General features: G+C 69.8%; 19 protein-coding genes. 9 read left to right on the top strand and 10 right to left on the bottom strand.

From position 1 onward, the window contains the following. Positions 1–1659: a glycerol-3-phosphate dehydrogenase/oxidase gene (locus VNJ48_RS00635; RefSeq protein WP_325598366.1), complete on the bottom strand. Its 1659-nt coding sequence runs from the start codon at positions 1657–1659 to the stop codon at positions 1–3. 197 nt (positions 1660–1856) lie between these two features. Between VNJ48_RS00635 and VNJ48_RS00630 the strand changes: the two genes are divergently transcribed. Next, positions 1857–2705 carry a pseudouridine synthase gene (locus VNJ48_RS00630; RefSeq protein WP_325598364.1) on the top strand — a complete coding sequence of 283 codons (849 nt, stop codon included), beginning with the start codon at positions 1857–1859 and terminating at the stop codon, positions 2703–2705. On the opposite strand, the gene VNJ48_RS00625 is transcribed toward VNJ48_RS00630, so the two are convergent. After that, positions 2695–3801, bottom strand: a complete 1107-nt coding sequence (locus VNJ48_RS00625; RefSeq protein WP_325598060.1) for a GuaB3 family IMP dehydrogenase-related protein — start codon at positions 3799–3801, stop codon at positions 2695–2697. The genes VNJ48_RS00630 and VNJ48_RS00625 overlap by 11 nt on opposite strands. Positions 3802–3850: 49 nt before the next feature. Here VNJ48_RS00625 and VNJ48_RS00620 point away from each other — a divergent pair, with 49 nt between their 5' ends. The 3 genes from VNJ48_RS00620 to VNJ48_RS00610 are packed head-to-tail and all read left to right on the top strand — an operon-like array spanning position 3851 to position 6636. Further along, positions 3851–4702: an SDR family oxidoreductase gene (locus tag VNJ48_RS00620; RefSeq protein ID WP_325598058.1), complete on the top strand. Its 852-nt coding sequence runs from the start codon at positions 3851–3853 to the stop codon at positions 4700–4702. Positions 4703–4738: 36 nt separating this feature from the next. Further along, positions 4739–5326, top strand: a complete 588-nt coding sequence (locus VNJ48_RS00615; RefSeq protein WP_325598056.1) for a SigE family RNA polymerase sigma factor — start codon at positions 4739–4741, stop codon at positions 5324–5326. Continuing rightward, complete coding sequence (locus VNJ48_RS00610) at positions 5323–6636, top strand: hypothetical protein (RefSeq protein ID WP_325598054.1); 1314 nt, start codon at positions 5323–5325, stop codon at positions 6634–6636. The genes VNJ48_RS00615 and VNJ48_RS00610 overlap by 4 nt, the downstream gene beginning before the upstream one ends. Here VNJ48_RS00610 and guaB read toward each other — a convergent pair. After that, complete coding sequence (gene guaB, locus VNJ48_RS00605; protein ID WP_325598052.1) at positions 6621–8123, bottom strand: IMP dehydrogenase; 1503 nt, start codon at positions 8121–8123, stop codon at positions 6621–6623. The genes VNJ48_RS00610 and guaB overlap by 16 nt on opposite strands. 175 nt (positions 8124–8298) lie before the next feature. On the opposite strand from guaB, the gene VNJ48_RS00600 reads away from it, so the two are divergent. After that, entirely contained in the window at positions 8299–8835 is a 537-nt protein-coding gene (locus tag VNJ48_RS00600; protein WP_325598050.1) for a SigE family RNA polymerase sigma factor, read from the top strand. After that, a complete protein-coding gene (locus tag VNJ48_RS00595) occupies positions 8829–10100 on the top strand; it encodes a hypothetical protein (RefSeq protein ID WP_325598047.1) in 1272 nt (423 codons plus the stop codon). The genes VNJ48_RS00600 and VNJ48_RS00595 overlap by 7 nt, the downstream gene beginning before the upstream one ends. A 231-nt stretch (positions 10101–10331) precedes the next feature. Here VNJ48_RS00595 and groL read toward each other — a convergent pair whose 3' ends face one another. From groL to VNJ48_RS00580, 3 genes are all read right to left on the bottom strand, one after another. Next, positions 10332–11951, bottom strand: a complete 1620-nt coding sequence (gene groL, locus VNJ48_RS00590; protein ID WP_325598045.1) for a chaperonin GroEL — start codon at positions 11949–11951, stop codon at positions 10332–10334. Positions 11952–12092: 141 nt separating this feature from the next. Then, positions 12093–12386 carry a co-chaperone GroES gene (gene groES / locus VNJ48_RS00585; protein WP_325598043.1) on the bottom strand — a complete coding sequence of 98 codons (294 nt, stop codon included), beginning with the start codon at positions 12384–12386 and terminating at the stop codon, positions 12093–12095. 210 nt (positions 12387–12596) lie between these two features. After that, entirely contained in the window at positions 12597–13637 is a 1041-nt protein-coding gene (locus VNJ48_RS00580) for a hypothetical protein (RefSeq protein WP_325598041.1), read from the bottom strand. A gap of 84 nt (positions 13638–13721) precedes the next feature. Here VNJ48_RS00580 and VNJ48_RS00575 point away from each other — a divergent pair, with 84 nt between their 5' ends. Next, positions 13722–14906 carry a THUMP-like domain-containing protein gene (locus tag VNJ48_RS00575; RefSeq protein WP_325598039.1) on the top strand — a complete coding sequence of 395 codons (1185 nt, stop codon included), beginning with the start codon at positions 13722–13724 and terminating at the stop codon, positions 14904–14906. On the opposite strand, the gene VNJ48_RS00570 is transcribed toward VNJ48_RS00575, so the two are convergent. From VNJ48_RS00570 to VNJ48_RS00555, 4 genes are read right to left on the bottom strand one after another with little or no spacing between them, the layout of a single operon-like run. Next, positions 14903–16693, bottom strand: coding sequence for a glycoside hydrolase family 3 protein (locus tag VNJ48_RS00570; protein ID WP_325598037.1), 1791 nt, complete (start codon positions 16691–16693; stop codon positions 14903–14905). The genes VNJ48_RS00575 and VNJ48_RS00570 overlap by 4 nt on opposite strands. A 34-nt stretch (positions 16694–16727) precedes the next feature. Beyond that, on the bottom strand, positions 16728–17336 hold the full coding sequence (locus tag VNJ48_RS00565; protein WP_325598035.1) for an MBL fold metallo-hydrolase: 609 nt from the start codon (positions 17334–17336) through the stop codon (positions 16728–16730). Beyond that, complete coding sequence (locus tag VNJ48_RS00560) at positions 17333–18421, bottom strand: S-(hydroxymethyl)mycothiol dehydrogenase (protein WP_325598033.1); 1089 nt, start codon at positions 18419–18421, stop codon at positions 17333–17335. The genes VNJ48_RS00565 and VNJ48_RS00560 overlap by 4 nt, the downstream gene beginning before the upstream one ends. A 46-nt stretch (positions 18422–18467) precedes the next feature. Then, entirely contained in the window at positions 18468–19103 is a 636-nt protein-coding gene (locus VNJ48_RS00555) for a hypothetical protein (RefSeq protein ID WP_325598031.1), read from the bottom strand. Positions 19104–19179: 76 nt separating this feature from the next. Here VNJ48_RS00555 and VNJ48_RS00550 point away from each other — a divergent pair, with 76 nt between their 5' ends. Further along, a complete protein-coding gene (locus VNJ48_RS00550) occupies positions 19180–19584 on the top strand; it encodes a hypothetical protein (protein ID WP_325598029.1) in 405 nt (134 codons plus the stop codon). A 1-nt stretch (position 19585) separates the two neighbouring features. Beyond that, entirely contained in the window at positions 19586–21181 is a 1596-nt protein-coding gene (locus VNJ48_RS00545) for a hypothetical protein (RefSeq protein ID WP_325598027.1), read from the top strand. Positions 21182–21188: the final 7 nt, after the last annotated feature.

Below are 21188 nucleotides of genomic sequence, written 5' to 3'. Positions count from 1 at the left end.
TCAGACGATCTCCGGCGCCCGCACGCGCGCCTCGTCGGCTTCCTGGTCGGTGATCTTGAGCTGCGACTGCTCCTCGGCCTCGACCCGGCGCAGGTAGTGGTCGACCTCCTCGTCGACCCGCGCCGCTTCCCAGCCGAGCGCCTCCGCCATCAGCAACGCCGCCGGTCGAGCAGAGTGCACGCCGCGGTCGAAGGTCTCGATGGAGATGCGGGTACGCCGAGTCAGCACGTCGTCGAGGTGTCGCGCACCTTCGTGGGAGACGGAGTAGACGACCTCAGCCGCCAGGTAGAGGGGTGCTCCCTGAAGGGGTGCGGCCAGCTCCGGTCGTGCGCGGATCAGCTCGAACACCTCGTCGATCAGCCCGCCGTAGCGGCCGAGGAGGTGATCGATCATCCCGACCTCGATGCCCGAGGCGCGGGAGAGCGCGACCCGCTGGTTGGTGCGAGCTTCGTACCCCCACGCTCCGAGCAGCGGTACGCGCTCAGTGATGCTCGGTGGGGCGGTCACGAAGTCGCGGATCGCGTGGTCGACAGCGTCCTTGGCCATCACGCGGTAGGTCGTGAGCTTGCCGCCTGCGACTAGCACCAGGCCGGGGACCGGGTTGGCGACCGTGTGCTCGCGGGAGAGCTTCGTGGTCTCGCCCTGCTCACCCTTGCGCATCACGGGCTTGAGCAGCGGCCGCAGCCCGGCCCAGACCCCGACGACGTCGCGGTGGTCGAGAGGGTCCTTCAGCAGCGCGTTGACGTGGCCGAGGAGGTAGTCGATGTCGGTCCTGCTCGCCGCCGGGTGCGCCAGGTCGAGGTCCCAGGGGGTGTCGGTCGTGCCGATGATCCAGAAGGCCCCCCACGGGATGACGAAGAGCACCGACTTCTCGGTCTTGGTGATGAAGCCACACTCCGACCGGATGCGGTCACGGGGAACGACGAGGTGGACGCCCTTGCTGGCCCCCACGTCGAGGGTCGCGTCGCCGCCGATCAGCTCTTGCACCTGGTCGGTCCAGACGCCGGCCGCGTTGATGACGACCTTGGCGCGCACCTCGAGGTCCACCTCGTTCTCCAGGTCGCGCGCGGTGACGCCGACGACCCGGTCGCCCTCGCGGATGAAGCCGGTGACCTTGGTGCGGGTCGCGATCTGGGCGCCGTTGTTGGCGGCGGTGCGAGCGATCGTCATCACCAGTCGCGCGTCGTCGACCTGGCAGTCGTAGTAGCGGATCGCGCCGTGAAGGTCCTCGGTCCTGATGTCCGGGGCCATCCGGGCCAGCTGCTTGCGGAACAGGTGCTTGTGCTTGGGCACACCCATCTCGTACTTGCCGGTCATCGCCATGCCGTCGTACAACGCGACCCCGGCGCCGACATAGGGCCGTTCCCAGGCGTGCTTGAGGGGGTAGAGGAACGGCACCGGGCGGACCAGGTGCGGAGCGAGCCGGCCCAGCAGCAGTCCCCGCTCCTCCAGCGCCTCCTTCACCAGACCGAAGTCGAGCATCTCCAGGTAGCGAAGACCGCCGTGCACCAGCTTGGAGCTGCGCGAGGAGGTGCCGGAGGCGAGGTCGCGCTGCTCGAGCAGGCCGACGCTGAGCCCCCTGGTCACGGCATCGAGGGCCGCTCCGGCGCCGACGATGCCACCCCCGACCACGAGCACGTCGAGCTCCGAGGCGGTCATCGCCGCCAGGGCATCGGCGCGGTGGTCGGGACTGAGTTGATACGTCACCCCGCCATTCTGTCAGGGCCCCCGAGAGCATGGGCCCTAGCATCGAGCGGGTGCCCCCTCGTTCACCCCTTCCTGATCGCCACGGTCTGCGCGCGGCCTGGGTGCGCACGCCTGACCGTGGTCGCGAAGGCCCAACGACCTGGCCGACCATGGGGGCCTGGTTGAGGGACAAGCTTCCGCAGCACGTCGACGTGGCGCCGTTCCTGGCCGAGGCCCGCTTCGTGTACGGCGATGGGCGGGCCGTCCGCGGTGACGACCCCTACCGCCCCCACACGTTCGTGTGGTTCCACCGGGACCTGCGCCCCGAGGTCGAGGTGCCCGGGGACCTCGTCGTCGTCCACCGGGACGAGCGCATCGTCGTGGTCGACAAGCCCGCGTTCCTCGCGACCATCCCCCGCGGCCAGCACGTGCAGCAGAGCGTCGTGGTCAGGCTGCGCAACGACCTCGGGCTGCCCGAGCTCTCACCGCTGCACCGCCTCGACCGGGTGACGTCCGGCCTGCTGCTGCTGGCGACCGAACGCCGGTGGCGCGGGCCCTACCAGACGATGTTCGAGCACGGCACCGTCCGCAAGACCTACCGCGCACTGGCGCCGTGGCGCCCAGACCTGCCGCTGCCCGTCACCGTCCGCAACCACATCCACAAGACCCGTGGGGAGTGGCGGGCCGAGGTGGTGCCCGACGCCCGCGTCAACGCGGAGACCCTGGTCGAGGTGGAGTCTCGGCTGGGCGACCTCGCCGTCTACCGGTTGACACCGCGCACGGGCAGGACCCACCAGCTGCGCGTGCACCTCGACGGACTCGGCATCCCGATCGAGGGCGACCCGCTCTATCCCGTCGTGCGTGAGACGTCCATCGACGACTTCTCGCGCCCGCTCCAACTGCTGGCGAGCGAGCTGGACTTCGTCGACCCGGTCGACGGGACCCGGCGGACGTTCGTCAGCGAGCGACAGCTGCCCCTGCTGCCGGCGAGCGCGGAGTCGACGAGCGTCAGCCGATGACGACCTCGACGCGCTGGAACTCCTTGATGTCGGTGTAGCCGGTCGTGGCCATCGAGCGACGCAACGCCCCGATGAGGTTCATCGTGCCGTCCGCCACGCGCGAGGGACCGAAGAGGATCTCGGCCATCGTGCCGACGGGGCCGAACTCGACCCGCTCGCCGCGCGGCAGGTCGGGGTGGTGGGCCTCCCCGCCCCAGTGGAAACCACATCCCGGAGCATCGGTCGCACGGGCCAGGGGGGAGCCGACCATGACGGCGTCAGCACCGCAGGCGATGGCCTTGGAGATGTCGCCGGAACGACCGATCGAGCCGTCCGCGATGACGTGGACGTAGCGACCGCCGGACTCGTCGAGGTAGTCACGTCGCGCGGCTGCCACGTCCGCGACCGCGGAGGCCATGGGTACGGCGACGCCGAGCACCGTCCGCGTCGTGTGGGCCGCTCCCCCGCCGAAGCCGACGAGCACACCGGCCGCACCGGTGCGCATGAGGTGCAGCGACGCCTGGTAGGTGGCGCACCCGCCGACGATGACGGGGACGTCGAGCTCGTAGATGAACTCCTTGAGGTTGAGCGGCTCGGCCTGCGAGGAGACGTGCTCGGCGCTCACGGTCGTGCCGCGGATCACGAACATGTCCACCCCGGCGTCGACGACCGCCTTGGCGAACTCCTTGGTCCGCTGAGGGGAGAGCGATCCGGCCACGGTGACCCCGGCCTCGCGCACCTGCTTGAGTCGCTCGGTGATCAGCTCGGCCTTGATGGGCTCCGAATAGATCTGCTGCATCCGGCGCGTGGCGTCGCTGCCGCGGAGCCCAGCCACCTCCTCGAGCAGCCCGGACGGGTCGTCGTACCGCGTCCAGAGGCCCTCGAGGTTCAGCACGCCCAGTCCGCCGAACTTCCCGAAGGCGATCGCCGTGGCCGGCGACATCACCGAGTCCATCGGGGCGCCCATGACGGGGATCTCGAAGCGGTAGGCGTCGATCTGCCAGGCCACGCTGACCTCTTCGGGGTCGCGGGTGCGCCGGGAGGGCACGATCGCGATGTCGTCAAAGGAGTAAGCACGACGGGCTCGCTTGGCTCGGCCGATCTCGATCTCAGTCACCGCGGCAGCCTAACCGGGCCGACGGCCCCGAGCGTGGTCAGATGTGCGCATGGACTCTGACATCACCGCAGGCGGAGCAGTGGTCACCGGCGCCGGACGCGGCCTCGGCAAGGAGATCGCCCGGCTGCTGGTCGAGCGCGGGCACCTCGTCCTGGTCACCGACATCGACGAGGCGACCGCGCAGGCCACGGCAGCCGAGCTCGGCGACCGTGCAATCGCACGCGCCCTTGACGTCCGGGACCACGCAGCCGTCGTGGCGGCCTGCGAGGACGTCGTGGCGCGTGCGGGTCGCCTCGACGTGTGGGTCAACAACGCGGGGGTGATCGTGACCGGGCCGGCCTGGGAGCAGGACGACGCCACCCGACGCCTGATGATCGAGGTCAACGCCCTCGGCACGATCAACGGCACCATCGCAGCGCTCACGGCCATGCGTGGCCCGGACGGCGCCGGCGGCGGACACGTCGTCAACATCGTCTCGCTGGCCGGCCTGAGCGCAGTGGCCGGCGAAGCGGTCTATGCCGCGTCGAAGCACGCGGCGATCGGCTTCAGCCTCAGCACCATGGCGGACCTGCGGGCCGCCGGGGTGAGGAACATCGACATCTCCTGCATCTGCCCCGACGGGATCTGGACCCCCATGCTCTACGACAAGCTCGACGACCCCGCGGCGGCGTTGTCCTTCTCCGGCAAGCTGCTCCAGCCCGCTGATGTGGTCGACGCGGTCCGCAAGGTGCTGGACAAGCCGCGCCTCGTCACCGCAGTGCCGCCGCTCCGCGGAGCGCTGGCCCGCTTCGGCGCCACCTTCCCGGCGTTCAGTCTCGCCGTGGCACCGGTGTTCGTGAAGAAGGGGCGGCGTACGCAACGCAAGCTGGTGAAGGCCCACGGGTTGCGCCCAGACCGATAGGCAACCAAACGCTGTGCCCCGGTGGTCGTGCAGGGTATGGAGACATTGGCCGGCGACCGGCCGACGACGCGGGGAGACACGGTGGGCGGCGCGGCCGACGACAGCAGGGTGGACTTCGACGAGTTCGTCGTCGCCCGTTCGACCAGCCTGCTGCGTACGGCGTACCTGCTCACCCACGACCACGCGCTGGCCGAGGACCTCCTGCAGACGGCGCTGACCAAGGCGTGGTTCGCCTGGCCGCGGATCGAGAGCAACCCCGAGGCGTACGTCCGCAAGATCCTGGTGAACACCTTCGCGTCCTGGTGGCGACGCAAGTGGAACGGTGAGCACTCCCACGGCGAGCTCCCCGAGCCGGACCCGTCACATCCCCGACGTGACGAGCACGCCGGTGCCGACCAGCGCCACGACCTGTGGGAGGCGATGGGGCGGCTGCCCCGGAAGCAACGCGCCGTCATCGTGCTGCGGTTCGTCGAGGACCTCAGCGAGGCCGAGACCGCCCGGTTGCTCGGCATCGCGCCCGGCACCGTCAAGAGCCAGACCAGCAAGGCGCTCGCGAAGCTGCGGATCGACCCCGCGCTCGTGGAGCCGACCGTCACGTCGACCAGCCCGGAGGACCGCTCATGAGCACGCTCCACGACCTGCGCGAGACCCTGGCGAGGCACGCCGGGGGCCTCGAGGACACCGGCCGTCACGACAGGGCCACGGCCGTACGCCGCCGGGCTCGCGTGGTCCGCCGTCGCCGTACCGCTGCCACGGCCGTCGCCGCGGCGTTCGCTGTGGTGGGCGGGGTCGCTGGCGTCGCCACGTTCCAAGCGCCCCAGAAGCCTGAGGTTGCCGGGCCGAACGTGGTCGGCGTGCCGGTGCCGGAGGAGATCGCGATCCACGGTTTCCCGTACGACTTCGCAGGGACGGATTCCATCGAGGACGGGGGCGTGTGGCTCGAGCTCGACAGCAGCGAGGAGCCACGGGCGGTTTCCCTCGTCGCGAACGGGCTCGGCTCGGGGTCGGCAACCCTCTATCTCGGCGACACCGCCGTGGCACGAGTGTTCGAGGGCGACGAGGTGGGTTACCCGGTGCCGCTTCCTGCGTCCGAGGGGGCCCCGGCACCGTTGCTCCGGGTCGAGCTGCACGACGCTTCTACCGACGCCCGGACAGGGGTGGCGATCTACGAGGCCACTGGCGAGCTGGCGCCCGGGCTCTCCCACGGTGGCGTCGTCTTCCGTGAGCGGATCGCGGGCGATCGACTGGTGGCCGCAACCTTCAACGCCGAGGGCAAGGGGAGGACCGCCACGGTCTCCTTCGGTCAATTCCCCGAGGGCTGGGCGACAATCGCTGGGTTCTGCCGGTCCGACGAGCCCGGTCTGTGGTTCACGGTCGAGGACGGGACGGGGTCCACCAGCTCAGGCATGTGCGGCGACCACGACGGTTTGGACGCCCGTGGTTCGTCCGCGACCATCCGCTACGAGCCCATGTCCAAGCACACCTTGACGGCCTACGTCACCCGCGGGCGGGACGGCCCCGTCGTCGAGGACGCCGACGTCCAACTTGGGGCGGCGGCCTACTTGGCCGGCGACAGCCGCTTGGTGGACGGCATCAGAGTCGACGAGGTCGTCGAGCACGCTGGGCGCACGTGGCGGCTGGACCCACAGCTCTTGATGGACACCAACCCCGAGGCGGTCGCGACCCTCGAGGCGGACACGGACCTGCTCCTGGGCTTCGTCGCCGAGGGCAAAGGCGTCCGCGCCACCTGGGAGGGCGAGTTCACTGAGGGCAGCCCGGGCCGGATCTACGTGGACTCGCGTCACGGCGTGATCGACTCGGGTCCGGGCGTGTTCGTCGACGGGCTGCTGCTGCGCGGCGACACCTACGACGTCACGCTGCTCGCCGAGGGCGGGCCGGTGGACGGTGCTCTGCTGGTCTACCGCCCGGAGTAGTTGGGCGCCTCGGCCGTCATCGTGACGCCGTGCGGGTGGCTCTCCTTGAGCGAGGCGCTGGTGATCCGGACGAACCGCCCCTTCTCCTGGAGCTCGGGGACCGTCCGGGCGCCGACGTAGAACATCGACTGCGTGAGGCCGCCGACGAGCTGGTGGGCCACGGCACCCAGGGGTCCGCGGAAGGCGACCTGGCCTTCGATGCCCTCGGGGACGATCTGGTCGTCACTGGCGACCTCTGCCTGGAAGTAGCGGTCCTTGGAGTACGACTTCTTGCCCCTGCTGCTCATCGCGGCGAGCGAGCCCATGCCGCGGTAGGACTTGAACTGCTTGCCGCTGACGAAGACCAGCTCGCCGGGCGACTCCTCGCACCCCGCGAGGAGGGAGCCGAGCATCACCGAGTCAGCACCGGCGACGAGCGCCTTGGCGATCTCGCCGGAGTACTTCATGCCGCCGTCGGCGATGAGTGGGACACCGGCCGGCTTGCAGGCCAGCGACGCTTCATAGACGGCCGAGACCTGCGGCACACCCACTCCGGTCACGACGCGGGTGGTGCAGATGGAGCCGGGACCCACGCCCACCTTCACCGCGTCCGCACCGGCGTCCACGAACGCCTGGGCGCCCTGCCGGGTCGCGACGTTGCCACCGATGACCTGGACGTGGCGGGTGGCCGGGTCGGACTTGAGTCGCTTGACCATGTCGAGCAACAGGTGGACGTGGCCGTGCGCGGTGTCCGCAACCAACACGTCGACCCCCGCCTCGACGAGCGTCGTCGCGCGCTCCCACGCGTCGCCGAAGTAGCCGATGGCCGCGCCCACGAGGAGACGGCCGTCGGCGTCGTACGACGCATGCGGGAACTGCTCGCTCTTGACGAAGTCCTTGACCGTGATCAGCCCGGTGAGGTGACCGCCGCCGTCGACGAGGGGCAGCCGCTCGCGCTTGTGCTGGCGGAGCAGGGCCGTCGCGTCGTCGCGGGAGATGCCCGAGTGGCCGGTGATCAGCCCCTCGGACGTCATCACCTCGTCCACCTTGGTCGTGGCCCACTCCGCGACCGGGGTGAACCGCAGGTCGCGGTTGGTGATGATGCCGATGAGGCGGTTGTCGACGTCGACCACGGGGAGCCCGGACACCCGGTATTCGCCACACACGCGGTCGAGGTCCTCCAACGTCGCGTCAGGGCCGATGGTGATGGGGTTGGAGATGATCCCCGTCTGGGTCCGCTTCACGAGGTCGACCTGGTAGGCCTGGTCCTCGATCGAGAGGTTGCGGTGGAGCACGCCCAGGCCGCCCTCGCGGGCCATGGCGATGGCCATCCGGGACTCCGTGACGGTGTCCATGGCGGCGCTGACCATGGGGATCTTGAGGGAGATCTCACGCGTGAGTCGGCTCGTGGTGTCGATGTCGCTCGGCGCGAGGTCGGACTCGCCCGGCAGCAGCAGCACGTCGTCGTAGGTGAGGCCCAGCGCAGCGAACTTCTCGGGGATCTCCACCTCCGCAAGTCTAGTGGTCGGTCGTTGCGGTGCCTAAACCCTCGCGCCGTACCCTGCGCCATGTGCGGGCTCGAGACACAGTCGGCAGATTGGTGCCGAGGTCGGTGCAACCGTTCGCCCGGTTCATCTCGTTCAGTCAGCATGGATCCGCACCAGCGACGGGGAGGGCGCGCACATGAAGCCGGCTGACGAGATCGCCTTCGTCGACTTCGCGCAGGGAGCGCGGCCGCGCCTGCGGCGTACGGCCTATCTTCTCTGCGGAGACTGGGACCTTGCCTCGGACCACGTCCAGGAGGGGCTCATCCGCGTGTACGTCGCCTGGCCGCGGATGCGGCGTACGGGCGGGGAGCACGCCTATGCGAGACGGGCCGTGCTCAGCGCGTTCCTCGACTCGACCCGCAAGAGGTCGAGCAAGGAGTACGCCACCGAGGCGGACGCCACTCTGTCGTCCGATGAGGACGTCGCCGAGTCGGTGACGGCGCGACGAGCACTGATGGCGGCGCTCGAGAAGCTGCCCCCGAGGCAACGTGCGTGCGTCGTGCTGCGCTACTTCGAGGACCTCGACGTCGCCGCCACGGCAGCCGCACTCGGGTGCACGCAGGGCACGGTCAAGAGCCAGACCTCGCGCGCCCTCGACTCACTGCGGTCCATGTTCGACGAGTCGCCGACCGGCGAGCTCGTGGTCATCAACGAGGGGACCTCGTCATGGTGAACGACCTTCGCAGCCTCCTGCACGAGACCAGTGACAACGCACCGCACGACCACTACGACGTCGCCTCGACCATCCGCCTGGGCAACTCGAGGCTTCGGCGCCGCCGCGCCACGGTCACCGGTGCGTGTGCCCTCGCCGCGAGCGCGGTGATCGGATCGGCCCTGGTGCTCGGCGGCTCCACCGACCGCACTCCCCCGGACGGCCCCACCACTGAGCCCGTCGGCGAGGTGCTGGACCTCCAGGACGCCACCGCCTCCGACCTCGAGCCGATCCTTCGATACGAGATTGAGCTCGCCTTCGCCACCACTCGATTCGTCGACGGCGTGACCGAGGCCGGCCAGGCGCTCGTGCGCGACGCCACGAACAACCCGAACCGGTGGAGGTCGATGCTCGTGGACCTCGCGACGGGAGCGGAAACCTCACTTCCCGCGCTTCCTGGTCCGAGCGCGTGGCTCCTCGAGGCCACTGACGAGCGCATCGTCTACAACTACGACAATTCGACCTTGCAATCGGGGCCCACGACTCGGGAGGTCGGAGCCCTGGTCCTGGACGTCGCGAGTGATACCTGGCGCGAGATGCGGTGGCCCGACCTGCCCGAGGGCACGGTGCTGGACCGCGACGTCGGGCCCGACGGCCGGATGTACGTCTCGATCAACCCCGACGCCGAGGACCTGGACACCATGACGGCTGAGGGACTGACCGGCGACTTGTGGTCGGTGTCCCTGACCGATCCCGCCGACGTGCGCGACGAGGGGCTGGTCGTCGGCGGGTTCGCCATCGACGGCGACCACCTGGTGTGGAGCGAGCGTGCCGGTGGCGTCAGCAACCAGCTCACGGTCCGGGACATGCAGACCGGCGAGGAGACGTCCTTCGACCCGCAGTCCGGACGCCACTGCACCCAGACCTATCTCGGCCTCGACAGCGATCGCATCGTGATGTCACAGAGCTGTGGCACCGAGGGTGGCGTGACCGACGACCGGGTGCAGGTCGTCACGATGACCGGCGAGCCCGTGGTCACGTTCCGGGACGACAACATCTGGGGACATGTCGATGGCGGTGGCCACGTGCTGATCGAGGCAACCGAACGAGGGGACGAGGGCGAGGGCGTCTACTTCTACGACCTTGCGACAGGCGACTTCGTGCGGCTGAGCACCTCCATCGTGAGGTACGTCCCGCCGGCCCAGGTTGCCGCCGGCTACCTGCTGTGGGCCGAGGGGCTAGGGACAGATGGGATGTTTGCCCAGACCATCGCCCGGGTCCCCTGACCGGCACCGCCCGCAATCAGCCCTGGTGTCCGACACCTGGCGGCGCGAGACACGTCGCCGGCGCAAGAGCATGTCGTCCGCCGCCAGTTGCCCCACGGCGCTGTCGTCCGCCGCCAGTTCGTGTCCAACTACGGGCGTGAAGCCCGCGGAGCTGAGCGCAGGCACCGCCGCAATGCGACTGACCCGCCCGGGGAACCCCGGACGGGTCAGTCGATGGAGCAGGTACGTCGATCAGTGACCGTGGCCGTGCCCGTGGCCGGCCGCGGCGGGCTCGGCTTCCTCGGGCTTGTCGACGATCAGCGTCTCGGTCGTGAGCAGCATGCCCGCGATCGAGGTGGCGTTGACGAGCGCCGAGCGGGTGACCTTGACCGGGTCCAGGACGCCCTGGGCGACCAGGTCGCCGTACTCCTCGGTCGCGGCGTTGTAGCCGTTGCCGACACCGAGCTCGCGGACCTTGGTGGTGACGACGTAGCCGTTCACGCCACCGTTCTCGGCGATCCAGCGCAGCGGCTCGTCGGCGGCCTTGCGCACGACGCGCACGCCGACGGCCTCGTCACCGGTCAGGCCGAGGTTGTCCTCGAGCACCGAGACTGCGTGGATCAGGGCCGAGCCACCGCCGGGGACGATGCCCTCCTCGATCGCAGCGCGCGTCGCGGAGACGGCGTCCTCGATGCGGTGCTTCTTCTCCTTCAGCTCCACCTCGGTGGCGGCGCCGACCTTGATGACGCACACGCCGCCCGCGAGCTTGGCGAGGCGCTCCTGGAGCTTCTCGCGGTCCCAGTCGGAGTCGGACGACTCGATCTCGGCCTTGATCTGGTTGACGCGGCCCTCCACGGCGCCGGAGTCGCCCGCACCGTCGATGATCGTGGTGTTGTCCTTGGTGATCACGACGCGGCGGGCCTGGCCCAGCACCTCGAGACCGACCTGGTCGAGCTTGAGGCCGACCTCGGGAGCGACGACCTGGCCGCCGGTGAGGACGGCGATGTCCTCCATCATGGCCTTGCGGCGGTCACCGAACGCGGGGCTCTTGACCGCCACCGCGTTGAACGTGCCGCGGATCTTGTTGACGACCAGGGTGGAGAGAGCCTCGCCCTCGACGTCCTCGGCGAGGATGAAGAGCGGCTTGCCGGCGGTGATGACCTTTTCGAGCAGGGGCAGCAGGTCGCCGATCGCGCCGATCTTTCCCTGGTGCAGCAAGATGTAGGCGTCGTCGAGGACGGCCTCCATCCGCTCGGGGTCGGTGACGAAGTAGGCCGAGATGTAGCCCTTGTCGAACTGCATCCCCTCGGTGAACTCGAGCTCGGTGCCCATGGTGTTGGACTCCTCGACCGTGATCACGCCGTCCTTGCCGACCTTGTCGAAGGCCTCGGCCAGCAGGTCGCCGATGTGGCTGTCGCGCGAGGAGATCGTGGCCACCGAGGCCATGTCCTCCTTGGACTCGACCTCCCGGGCGGCCTCACGCAGAGCGTCACCGACGGCTTCGGCGGCGGCGTCCATGCCGCGCTTGAGGCCCATCGGGTTGGCGCCCGCGGCGACTGCGCGCAGACCCTCGTGCACCATCGCCTGGGCGAGCACGGTCGCGGTCGTCGTGCCGTCACCGGCGACGTCGTTGGTCTTGGTCGCGACCTCCTTGCACAGCTGGGCGCCGAGGTTCTCGAAGGGGTCGTCGAGCTCGATCTCACGGGCGACGGTGACACCGTCGTTGGTGATCGTGGGCGCTCCCCACTTCTTGTCCAGCACGACGTAGCGGCCCTTGGGGCCGAGCGTCACCTTGACGGCGTTGGCGAGCGCGTCGACACCGCGCTCCAGGGCGCGGCGGGCGTTCTCGTCGAATTCGAGGATCTTGGACATCAGGTGCTCCTAGTTGTGGCTTCAGGTTCGCTGGTTCCTGGCGAAATGGCGCCCGCCCGGCCAGGCGGGTGCGCGCAGGCGACCTCTGAGCGAAGCGGGTCGTCAAGCGCGCCCAACGAAGCCGGGCGGGATGCCATTACGTCAGGAAACGACAGCGAGGACGTCGCGGGCGGACAGGATGAGGTAGTCGCCACCGGCGTACTTGACCTCGGTGCCGCCGTACTTGCTGTAGATGACCTTGTCGCCGACGGCGACGTCGAGCGGCACGCGGTTTCCGTTGTCGTCGACGCGACCCGGACCGATCGCCATGACCTCGCCCTCCTGGGGCTTCTCCTTGGCGGTGTCCGGGATGACCAGGCCGGAGGCCGTGGTCTGCTCGGCGTCGAGGGGCTTGACGACGATCCGGTCTTCGAGGGGCTTGATGTTGACCGACACGTGTCGACCTCCACTTTCCACGTTGGGCTTGAACTGGACTCGAAGGACGGATGTCCTTCGCACGCTTGGGCTTGCCGTGATGTACGCCGTCGCGGGGGTCGCACGTCGTGGCAAGCGCTGGCACCCTCATGGTGAGAGTGCCAACTCAGACGTTAGCACTCCACCTGTGCGAGTGCCAGAGTGCCCCGCTCAGAGGCGGAAGGGACGGGATCAGAGGAAGGCGCCCTGGGCGACCAGCGCCTCGAACGTCTTGGTCTTCGTCCGCTCCTTCTTCCCCTTGCCGAACGTCACCTCGGTCTCGCCGACCAGCTCGGTGCGGACCTCGAACTGCCCCGTGGGCCGGTCCTCGGCAACCTCGAAGACGGCCACCTGCGGGTCGTTCTCGGCCGGGACAACTCCGGGCGGCAGGGCGTCGTTGTAGTCGAACGTCTTCACGGGTGCCTGCAGGTCCAGGAGGTACGTCGTGGTGGCGTCCACCACCGTGTAGGTGCCCTTCGGCCCCTCGAACTCCGCTGGCGTCCCGGGCAGCACGGTCACCAACATCCAGCGACTGCCCTCCGGCGCCCAGCCGAGACCGGCGACATAGGGCCGCATCGCCGACGAGGTGATCAGGCAGGTCGTGACGTTCTCGCCCACATCACCGGCACCGGTGCTCCACAGCGGTTCGGCGCAGGGCTGGGCTCCTCCCGGGAACCCCAGCTCGTACAGGGGAAGGGCCTTCCCGCGGGCGAGGATGCCGGTGAGTCCATCCACCACCTGCTCGACGCCTTCGTAGCCCACGCGGAGGCTCAACTTCTCCGGCACGCCCTTCAGGGCGACGTACTGGCGACGGGAGACCGGAGTGATCTCCTCGTCGTTGATCCACCCCGCCAGGCCCTCGAGCAGGTATTCCTCGTCGTCAGCCACGAGGGTGAATGTCGGGTCCAGCAGGTAGCCGTTCGGCACCCGATCGGTCACCAGGAGGTCCTCAGGCCCGCGGAGCGACACCTGCACCCCGACCAGGCTCGCGCCCGGACCGACCTTCTCGCCGTCCGGGGTCTCGTCGAGCGGTTCGGTCACCGTCACCTGCAGGCTCCCCCACGGGACCCGCACCTCCGTGCTGCGACCCACCAGGGCCCCCGACGCCGTCTCGGAGATGAGCGTCCCCGCCTCGAGCCCGTCCTGTGGCTGCTGGCGAGACAGCAGGATGCCGCCGGCGATCAGGAGGGCGGTGACGAGGACGAGGACGACTGGCCAGATGAACTTGCGCACGGACTAGACCATGCCATGACCGGGCCACGACCAGGCCACCTCCACCCCGTCCGGGCGCGCCGAAGCACCTGACAAGATGCGCAGATGCAGGTTTCCACGCTCGTCTGGCTGACGACAGATGCCGGGCGTGCCCTGCTCGAGGCAGCCAGGAAGGTCCATCTCGAGGCCGAGGGTGACCCGGTCCGGGCAGCGACAGCGGTCCGCAGGCTGGAGCCGGACGCCGAACGCGCGGCGGCGGCGTTGACGCAGGTGGAGCTGCGCGGACGCGCCGTGGCCAAGTTCGGCGAGCCGGCTGCTCATATGTTCTTCACCCCCGACGCCCTTGAGCAGGCGACACGGCTGCGGGTCGCCGAGCATCGAGCTGCCAGGCTGGTGGCCGCTCAGGTCGACAGCATCATCGACCTGGGGTGCGGCATCGGCGGCGACCTCATCGCCTTCGCTCGCGCGGGACTCACGGCGGCCGGCGTCGACATCGACCCGGTGAGGGTCGCCATCGCCCGAGCCAACCTCGCCGCGCTCGGGCTCCCGGGCGCCGTCGAGGTGGCTGACGTCGAGGCGATCGACACCCTCGCCTTCGGCGCGGCGTTCGCCGACCCGGCGCGCCGTGGCGCCCGCGGCCGGGTCTTCGATGTCGACGGATGGACCCCGCCCTGGCCCTTCGTCCTGCGGCTGCTGGCCGGGCGCGGTGTCGTGAAGGTGGCTCCGGGCATCTCCCACGACGTGATCCCCGACGGTGTGGAGGCCGAGTGGGTCAGCGAGGGCGGAGACGTCAAGGAGGCCGTCCTCTGGGCCGGTGTCTTCGCCACGACGGACCGGCGGGCCACCGTGATCGGGACCGGCGGTCTGGCCACGATCACCGACGAGGACGACCCCTACGCCGGGCAGCCACGTCCGGTCAGGGAGATGGGCGCCTGTCTCTACGAACCCGACGGTGCGGTGATCCGGGCCGGACTGGTGACCGCCGTCGCGGCCGGCGTCGGGGGCGGGCTGCTCGACGAGCACATCGCCTACGTCACGAGTGACTCTGCGTTCCAGACACCGTTCGCCCGCTCCTACCGCGTCCTCGAGGAGGTCCCCTACCGCGAGAAGCAGCTCAAGGCTGCGCTGCGCGAGCGCAGCGTGGGCTCACTCACCATCAAGAAGCGCGGCGTCGAGATCGTGCCGGAGCAGCTGCGCAAGCGCCTCGACCTGCGAGGCGACAACGCGACCACGCTCGTGCTCACCCGCGTCGCCGGCGCCGGCCGGGCCTATCTCGTCGAGCCCTTCTAACAGCCCTCACGCGTGACACCTGCGACAGGCACCGGCAGCGAGCCGGGCGCCTCGGCCCGCCCCAGGAGCACCTCGACCAGCACCGACATGGCGCCCGCGGTGTCACCGAAGGTGGCGATCTTGACGGGCGCCTCCAGCCTCGCGAGGACGTAGGGGGTGTCGGTCGCGACCGCGATCTCCCCGTCGTACGCCATGTCCTGGTAGCCGGTGAAGCCGATGTTGGTGCCCTGGGCCAACCGCGACTCCTCGACGGCGAGGAAACGGCTCAGCCCGGACCGGCGACGACGCTCGCGCGCCTTCCACGCCTGCACGCGGCGTTCGAAGAGCTTCTCCTTCTCCTTCTTCTTCCGCTGCGGCGCGGGCTCGGGGGTGCTCAGGGCAGCCGGAGTCGGTTGCCGGAACAGCACCACCAGGCCTGCCGCCTGTGCAGCGCTGGCGAAGTTGGCCACCGCGACCGGGTCACCGATCGGCGTGACCGCCTCACCCACCAGCCGGGCGCCGCAGTCCCCCGCCACCATGGTCACCGCCGCCGCACTGAGGGCCCTGGAGGCGGCGCGTCCGGAGCCGGGTGGTCGTCCGCTGCGCTGTGCCGGTGTCCCGGCGTAGTGGGTCAGCAGCGCGATCTGCCGCGCAGCGGCCTGCTCCAGGCGTCCGCGCTCGAGCGTCCCGGCGCGCACGGCTGCCACGATCGCGGCGCGCGCCACGGCCGGGGAGGGTGGCATGAGCAGGACGTCGTTGCCGGCTCGTAGTGCCTGCACCGCCGAGCGAGCTGCGTCGTACTTCGCCCGCACGCCCGCCATCGCAAGAGAGTCGGTCACGACGAGACCGTCGAAGCCGAGGTCCTCGCGCAGCACTCCGGTCACCAGCTCCTTCGACATCGACGCCGGGACCTGGGGGTCGACGGAGCGTACGTCGATGTGGCCGGTCATGATCGCGGGCACGCCCGCCTCGACGGCTGCCGCGAACGGCGCCAGGTCACGCACCGTCAGCTGTTTGAGCGTGCGCGTCTGCACCGGGAGCGTCAAGTGGCTGTCCTGCGGCACCGAGCCGTGCCCGGGGAAGTGCTTGAGGACCGGGACCAGCGACGAGCCGGTGTATCCGTCCACCGCCGCGCCCACCCGCTCGATCACGGTCCGGGTGTCCGAACCGGCTGAGCGGGACCCGATCGTGGGGTCGTCCGGACCCGTCGTGACGTCCGCGTCGGGGGCGAAGACGACGTCGAAGCCAAGGCCACGCAGCTCGGCGCCGCTCGCCCGGGCCGCCTGCTTGGTCACGCTCAGCTTGTCGGCGGCGCCCGCACTCATGAACGTCGGGAAGCGCGTCGCGTCGCCCTTGATGCGCTCGACGATGCCGCCCTCCTGGTCCACGGAGATGAACAGCGGCCACTTGCGGCGTACGGCGCGAGCGAGCTGGCCGTTGACCGCGCGGATCTGCGCGGTGGACGTGACGTTGTCGGCGAAGACGATGACGCCGCCCAGGTGAAGGCTCCGGACCATGTCGATCGGGGCGGTCGTGCCTCGCCACTCGGCGATGATCACCTGTCCCGCCAGCTCGGGCAGCGGCATCGTGTCGACGAGCCGCGCCGCCCGTTCGAGCTCTGACCTCGTGGGTCCCCAGCCCGCCACCAGCCCGAGCTTCTCGGCGGGCGTCGGGGGCGTCGGGGGCTCCGTCACCTTGTCGGTGACCGCGGGCGACTCGTCCCGGGACGGCGCCGGGGAATCAGGGTCGCTGCTGCAGCTGGAGCCCACGAGGCTCAGCGCGACCAACACCCAGACTCCTCGACGCATCCCAGCAGTCTCGCATCCGGACCGCGGACGGTCCTCAGCCGAGGTTGTCCCGCTCGGCACCGATGGTCGTGTCCGGGCCGTGGCCGGTGTGCACCACGGTCTCGTCGGGCAGCCGCAACAGCTGGGTACGGATGGAGTCCTTGATCTGGTGCTCGTCGCTGAACGATCGACCTGTCGCGCCCGGACCACCCTGGAAGAGGGTGTCACCAGTGAAGACGCAGTCGAGGTCGTGGACGTAGAGGCAGATCCCGCCGGGGGCGTGGCCGGGCGTGTGCAGCACCTTCAGCCCGGCTCCGGCCACCTTGATGGTCTGGCCGTCCTCCAGGTCTGCGTCCCAGAGCTCGTCGGGATGCGTGAGCTCCCACAGGGGCCGGTCGTCGGGGTGCAGCAGGATCGGGGCGCCGGTGGCAACTCGTAGCGCCGGCGCGACCCGCACGTGGTCGTCGTGCGCGTGGGTGCAGATGATCGCCTTGACGCTGCGGCCGGCCACGAGGGCCAGGATGTCGTCGACCGAGTGAGGGGCGTCGATCACGATGCACTCCTCGTCGTCCCCCACGACCCAGAGGTTGTTGTCCACCTGGTGCGTCTCGCCGTCGAGGGAGAACGTGCCCGACGAGACCGCGTGGTCGACCCGGACTGTCATGGGAAGACCACCACGGAGCGCAGTACGCCGCCGTCGTGCATCTTGGTGAAGGCCGCCTCGACGTCGTCCAGGGCGATCTCCTCAGTGACGAATGCGTCAAGGTCGAGCCGGCCCTGCTGGTAGAGGTCGACGAGCATCGGGAAGTCGCGCGAGGGCAGGCAGTCGCCGTACCAGCTCGACTTCAACGCCCCGCCGCGACCGAAGACATCGATCAGCGGGATGTCGGGGACCTTCATGTCCGGCGTCGGCACTCCGACCAGGACGACGGTGCCTGCGAGGTCACGGGCGTAGAAGGCCTGTTTCCACGTCTCGGGACGGCCCACGGCATCGATCACCACGTCGGCACCGTTGCCGTCGGTCAGCGCCTGGATGGCCGGCACCGGGTCGGTGGCGGAGGAGTTGATGGTGTCGGTGGCGCCCATGCGCGCGGCCCACTCGAGCTTGGTGTCGTCGATGTCGACGGCGATGACCTTGGAGGCTCCTGCGAGCACGGAGCCGGCGATCGCCGCCATGCCCACTCCCCCGCACCCGATCACGGCAACGGACATGCCGCGACTGACGTTGCCGGTGTTGATGGCGGCTCCGAGGCCCGCCATGACGCCGCACCCGAGCAGACCGACGGCCGCTGCCCGGGCGGACGGGTCGACCTTGGTGCACTGGCCGGCGGCGACGAGAGTCTTCTCGGCGAAGGCGCCGATGCCCAGCGCCGGGGACAGCTCGGTGCCGTCTGCGAGCGTCATCTTCTGGGTGGCGTTGTGGGTGGCGAAGCAGTACCACGGCTCACCTCGCTGACAGGCCCGGCAGCTGCCACAGACAGCACGCCAGTTGAGTACGACGAAGTCCCCCACCTCGAGTCCGGTGACACCCTCGCCCACCGACTCCACGACCCCGGCAGCTTCGTGGCCGAGGAGGAAGGGGAACTCGTCGTTGATCCCGCCCTCGCGGTAGTGCAGGTCGGTGTGGCAGACCCCGCAGGCCTGCACCTTCACCACGGCCTCGCCCGGCTCGGGGTCGGGCACGTTGATCGTCTCGATCGTGACCGGTTGGCCCTTTCCGTGGGCGACCACGGCCTTCACCTGTTGCATGCGCGCTCCCTGGATGGACGTCGTCTGCAGCCTTGCACAGCTCCGGTCAGGGGTTGAAGTCCCACGTGGCCATGATCGACTCGATGATCGCGACGGCCTCCTTCACCGTGCCGCTACCCATGTTGAAGTCGAAGCTGATGACGTATTCGAAGTTGCCCAGCAGGACGCCGTACTGCTCCGAGTAGTAGTACTTGTCCCTGCCCACCAGCCGGTAGGCCATCGTGTCCCCGCCGATGACGGCGTCATCGACCCTCCTCATGTGGGGCTCGCGCAACAACCGCAGGGCGCGTTTCGCGATGGCATCGAGGGACGTCGCTGCCGGGTCCGTGTCTGCGCCGCCCAGCTCGGTGAAGAGCAGGATGCCGAACGCATTGGGGGATCTGCCCGTTCGCAGGAACGGGATGCCGTTGCTCTCGGCGCGTCTCCACCCCTCCGGCATGGTGATCTCGGCGAGATCGTGCCTGAGCTTGGGGCCGGTCGCCGGCTCGACCGCCGGTGTTGCCTCGACCGTGGACTGCTCGGCGGACTCCGTCGTCGCTGTCTCGTTCGTTGCCTCGCCAGCAGACGACTCGGACCCGGACGGTGCGCGGACCTCGTCCTCGCCGCAGCCGACGAGCACCGCGGCACTCAGCACGAGGGCGAGCATGGTCCGGGCGTGCTGGTGCTGCGATCCGAGAGGCATGATCCCAACCGTAGCGAACAGAAAGTTTTTCGCGCTGGTTGGATTGAGATGCACGAGGAGTGGGAAAGTGGCTCCCATGTCACTCCCCAGGGAAGATCAGATCCTCCTCCAGGACACTCTCGTGAGCCTGAGCCTGGACGACCGGTTGATCGACGAAATCATGTCGATGCTGGACGAGCAGAGAGTCGAGCTTCTCGACAGGCCGCTCCCGGACATCCAGGAGTCGTGGTTCGGCGACTCCCGCACTGGCGGATACCGCTTGGCCACCAACGCGATGCAGGCGAGCACCGTGGTCGCGGACTCGCTGGCAGAAATGCTCATGGGCTTGGAGCAGTACAACGAGCTGCTCAGGACCTTCGCGAACGACATGAGGGCCACCGACGACAACATCGGCGTCTCCATGACCAAATTCGAGAATGCTGTCGCCTGCACCGACGGCGTCCCGGCCACGACGTGCACACCACCGACGGAGAACCCCTGACATGGCCGACGGACCCAACAAGATCAAGCTCCTCCGCTACCTCTCCGGCGCGCGTGAGGAGGCGATCCGGACTGCCGGCGACGACTGGAAGACCAAGGGCGACACGCTCCAGGTGGTCGCTGACGCCCTGGAGAGGCGAGGCCCTGCCTTGGCCCAGAAGCTCGGCAAGGACAGTCAGACCGCAGCCAAGCTCGAGGAGAAGCTGCTCCAGTCCGCCACGCACATGCGCTCCCAGGGGTTGAAGCTCAAGGAAGCGGGCACAGCCCTCGATGACGTCAGCGGGACCGTCGAGATCGCTCGCGCGGTCAGCGGCTCGATGCCCGACGAGCTGCAGGAGCCGCCGCCCTACCACGAGACTCCGCCCGTCGGCAGCCAGCCGACGCCGGATGAGATCACCAAGGCGGCCAACGAACGTGCAGCGTCCAACAGCGCGCACGCGGAGTACCAGGCAGCCTTTGACGCACAGGAGGCTGCCGCCGGCAAGGCGGTCGCCAAGATGGACACGGCCTTCCTGACAGCGATCCCGCCGATGGTGGCGCTCCACGGCGGCCCCGACCCGACCGCTCCCGTTCCGGGTCCCGGCGGCCCGGCCGGCCCCGGCATGCCGACGGGTCCCAGCATCCCTGCCGGCACCCCCGGCGGGCCCGGCAACCCGGGCAGCCCGGGCAGCCCGGGCGGCAACACCCCCGGTCCTGGGAAACCGGGTGGCGGTCCCCCGTCGGTGGGACCGATACCGACAATCGTCTGCACTGGCGGACCGACACCAACCCCGACACCAACCCCGACACCAACCCCGATCCCAAACCCGATCCCAAACCCGGATCCCCCACCGACACCGCAACCCACCCCGATTCCAACGCCTCACCAGCCGGGCGTGCCGACGACCAACGTGCCGGGCAGCACCGACTCCGGGAGCACCTACCAAAACGTTCCCAGCGGCTCGGCGACCGGCGGTGCCGGCAGTGTCAGCGGGGTCAGCGGGGTCAGTCCCATCGGCGGCGGAGCCGCAGCCGGTGCAGCCGGTGCGGCCGGTGCGGCCGGTGCGGCCGGGGCCGGGATGGGGGCCGGCATGATGCGAGGCGGGCTCAGCGGAGGTTCGGCACCACTGAAGGCGGGTTCGGTGCGCGGCATCGGCGCCGGTGGCCGCGCGGCTGCCCCGGGCGCGCTGACCAGAGGAGCTGCGGCAGGGGGCGCGTCCGGCCGCGCGGCGGCACCTGGATCGACGGCTCGCGCAACTGCTGCGGGCTCGGGCAGCCGAGGAGCAGCGACCGGTTCGACCGGCCAGGGCGGCACACGCGGTGCCGCAGCCGGCAGCACCTCGCGTTCCACAGGCGCCGGCGGACGTTCCGGGGCAGCCGGCGGGGCTTCCAAGGGCTCAGCGCGGGGCGGCACGGGAGGCGCAGCCGGGTCCACCAGCGGCAAGGGTCAGGGCAAGGGCAAGGGCAAGGGACTGTTCCGTCGTGGATCCAACGGGTCCACCTCCGGCGGCCGTTCGGGCAACAAGGGCCAGGACGAGAGCGCTACCTCTACCGACGCGCTGGTCTACGAGCAGGACTGGCTGGGCGACGACGCGGCCGCCCCAGGAGTGCTGGACTGACGCGGGC

Source organism: Nocardioides sp., assembly GCF_035576065.1.
Lineage (GTDB): Bacteria > Actinomycetota > Actinomycetes > Propionibacteriales > Nocardioidaceae > Nocardioides.
The sequence above is the reverse complement of the archived record's forward strand: the minus strand, read 5'-3'. Positions and strand labels throughout refer to the sequence as shown.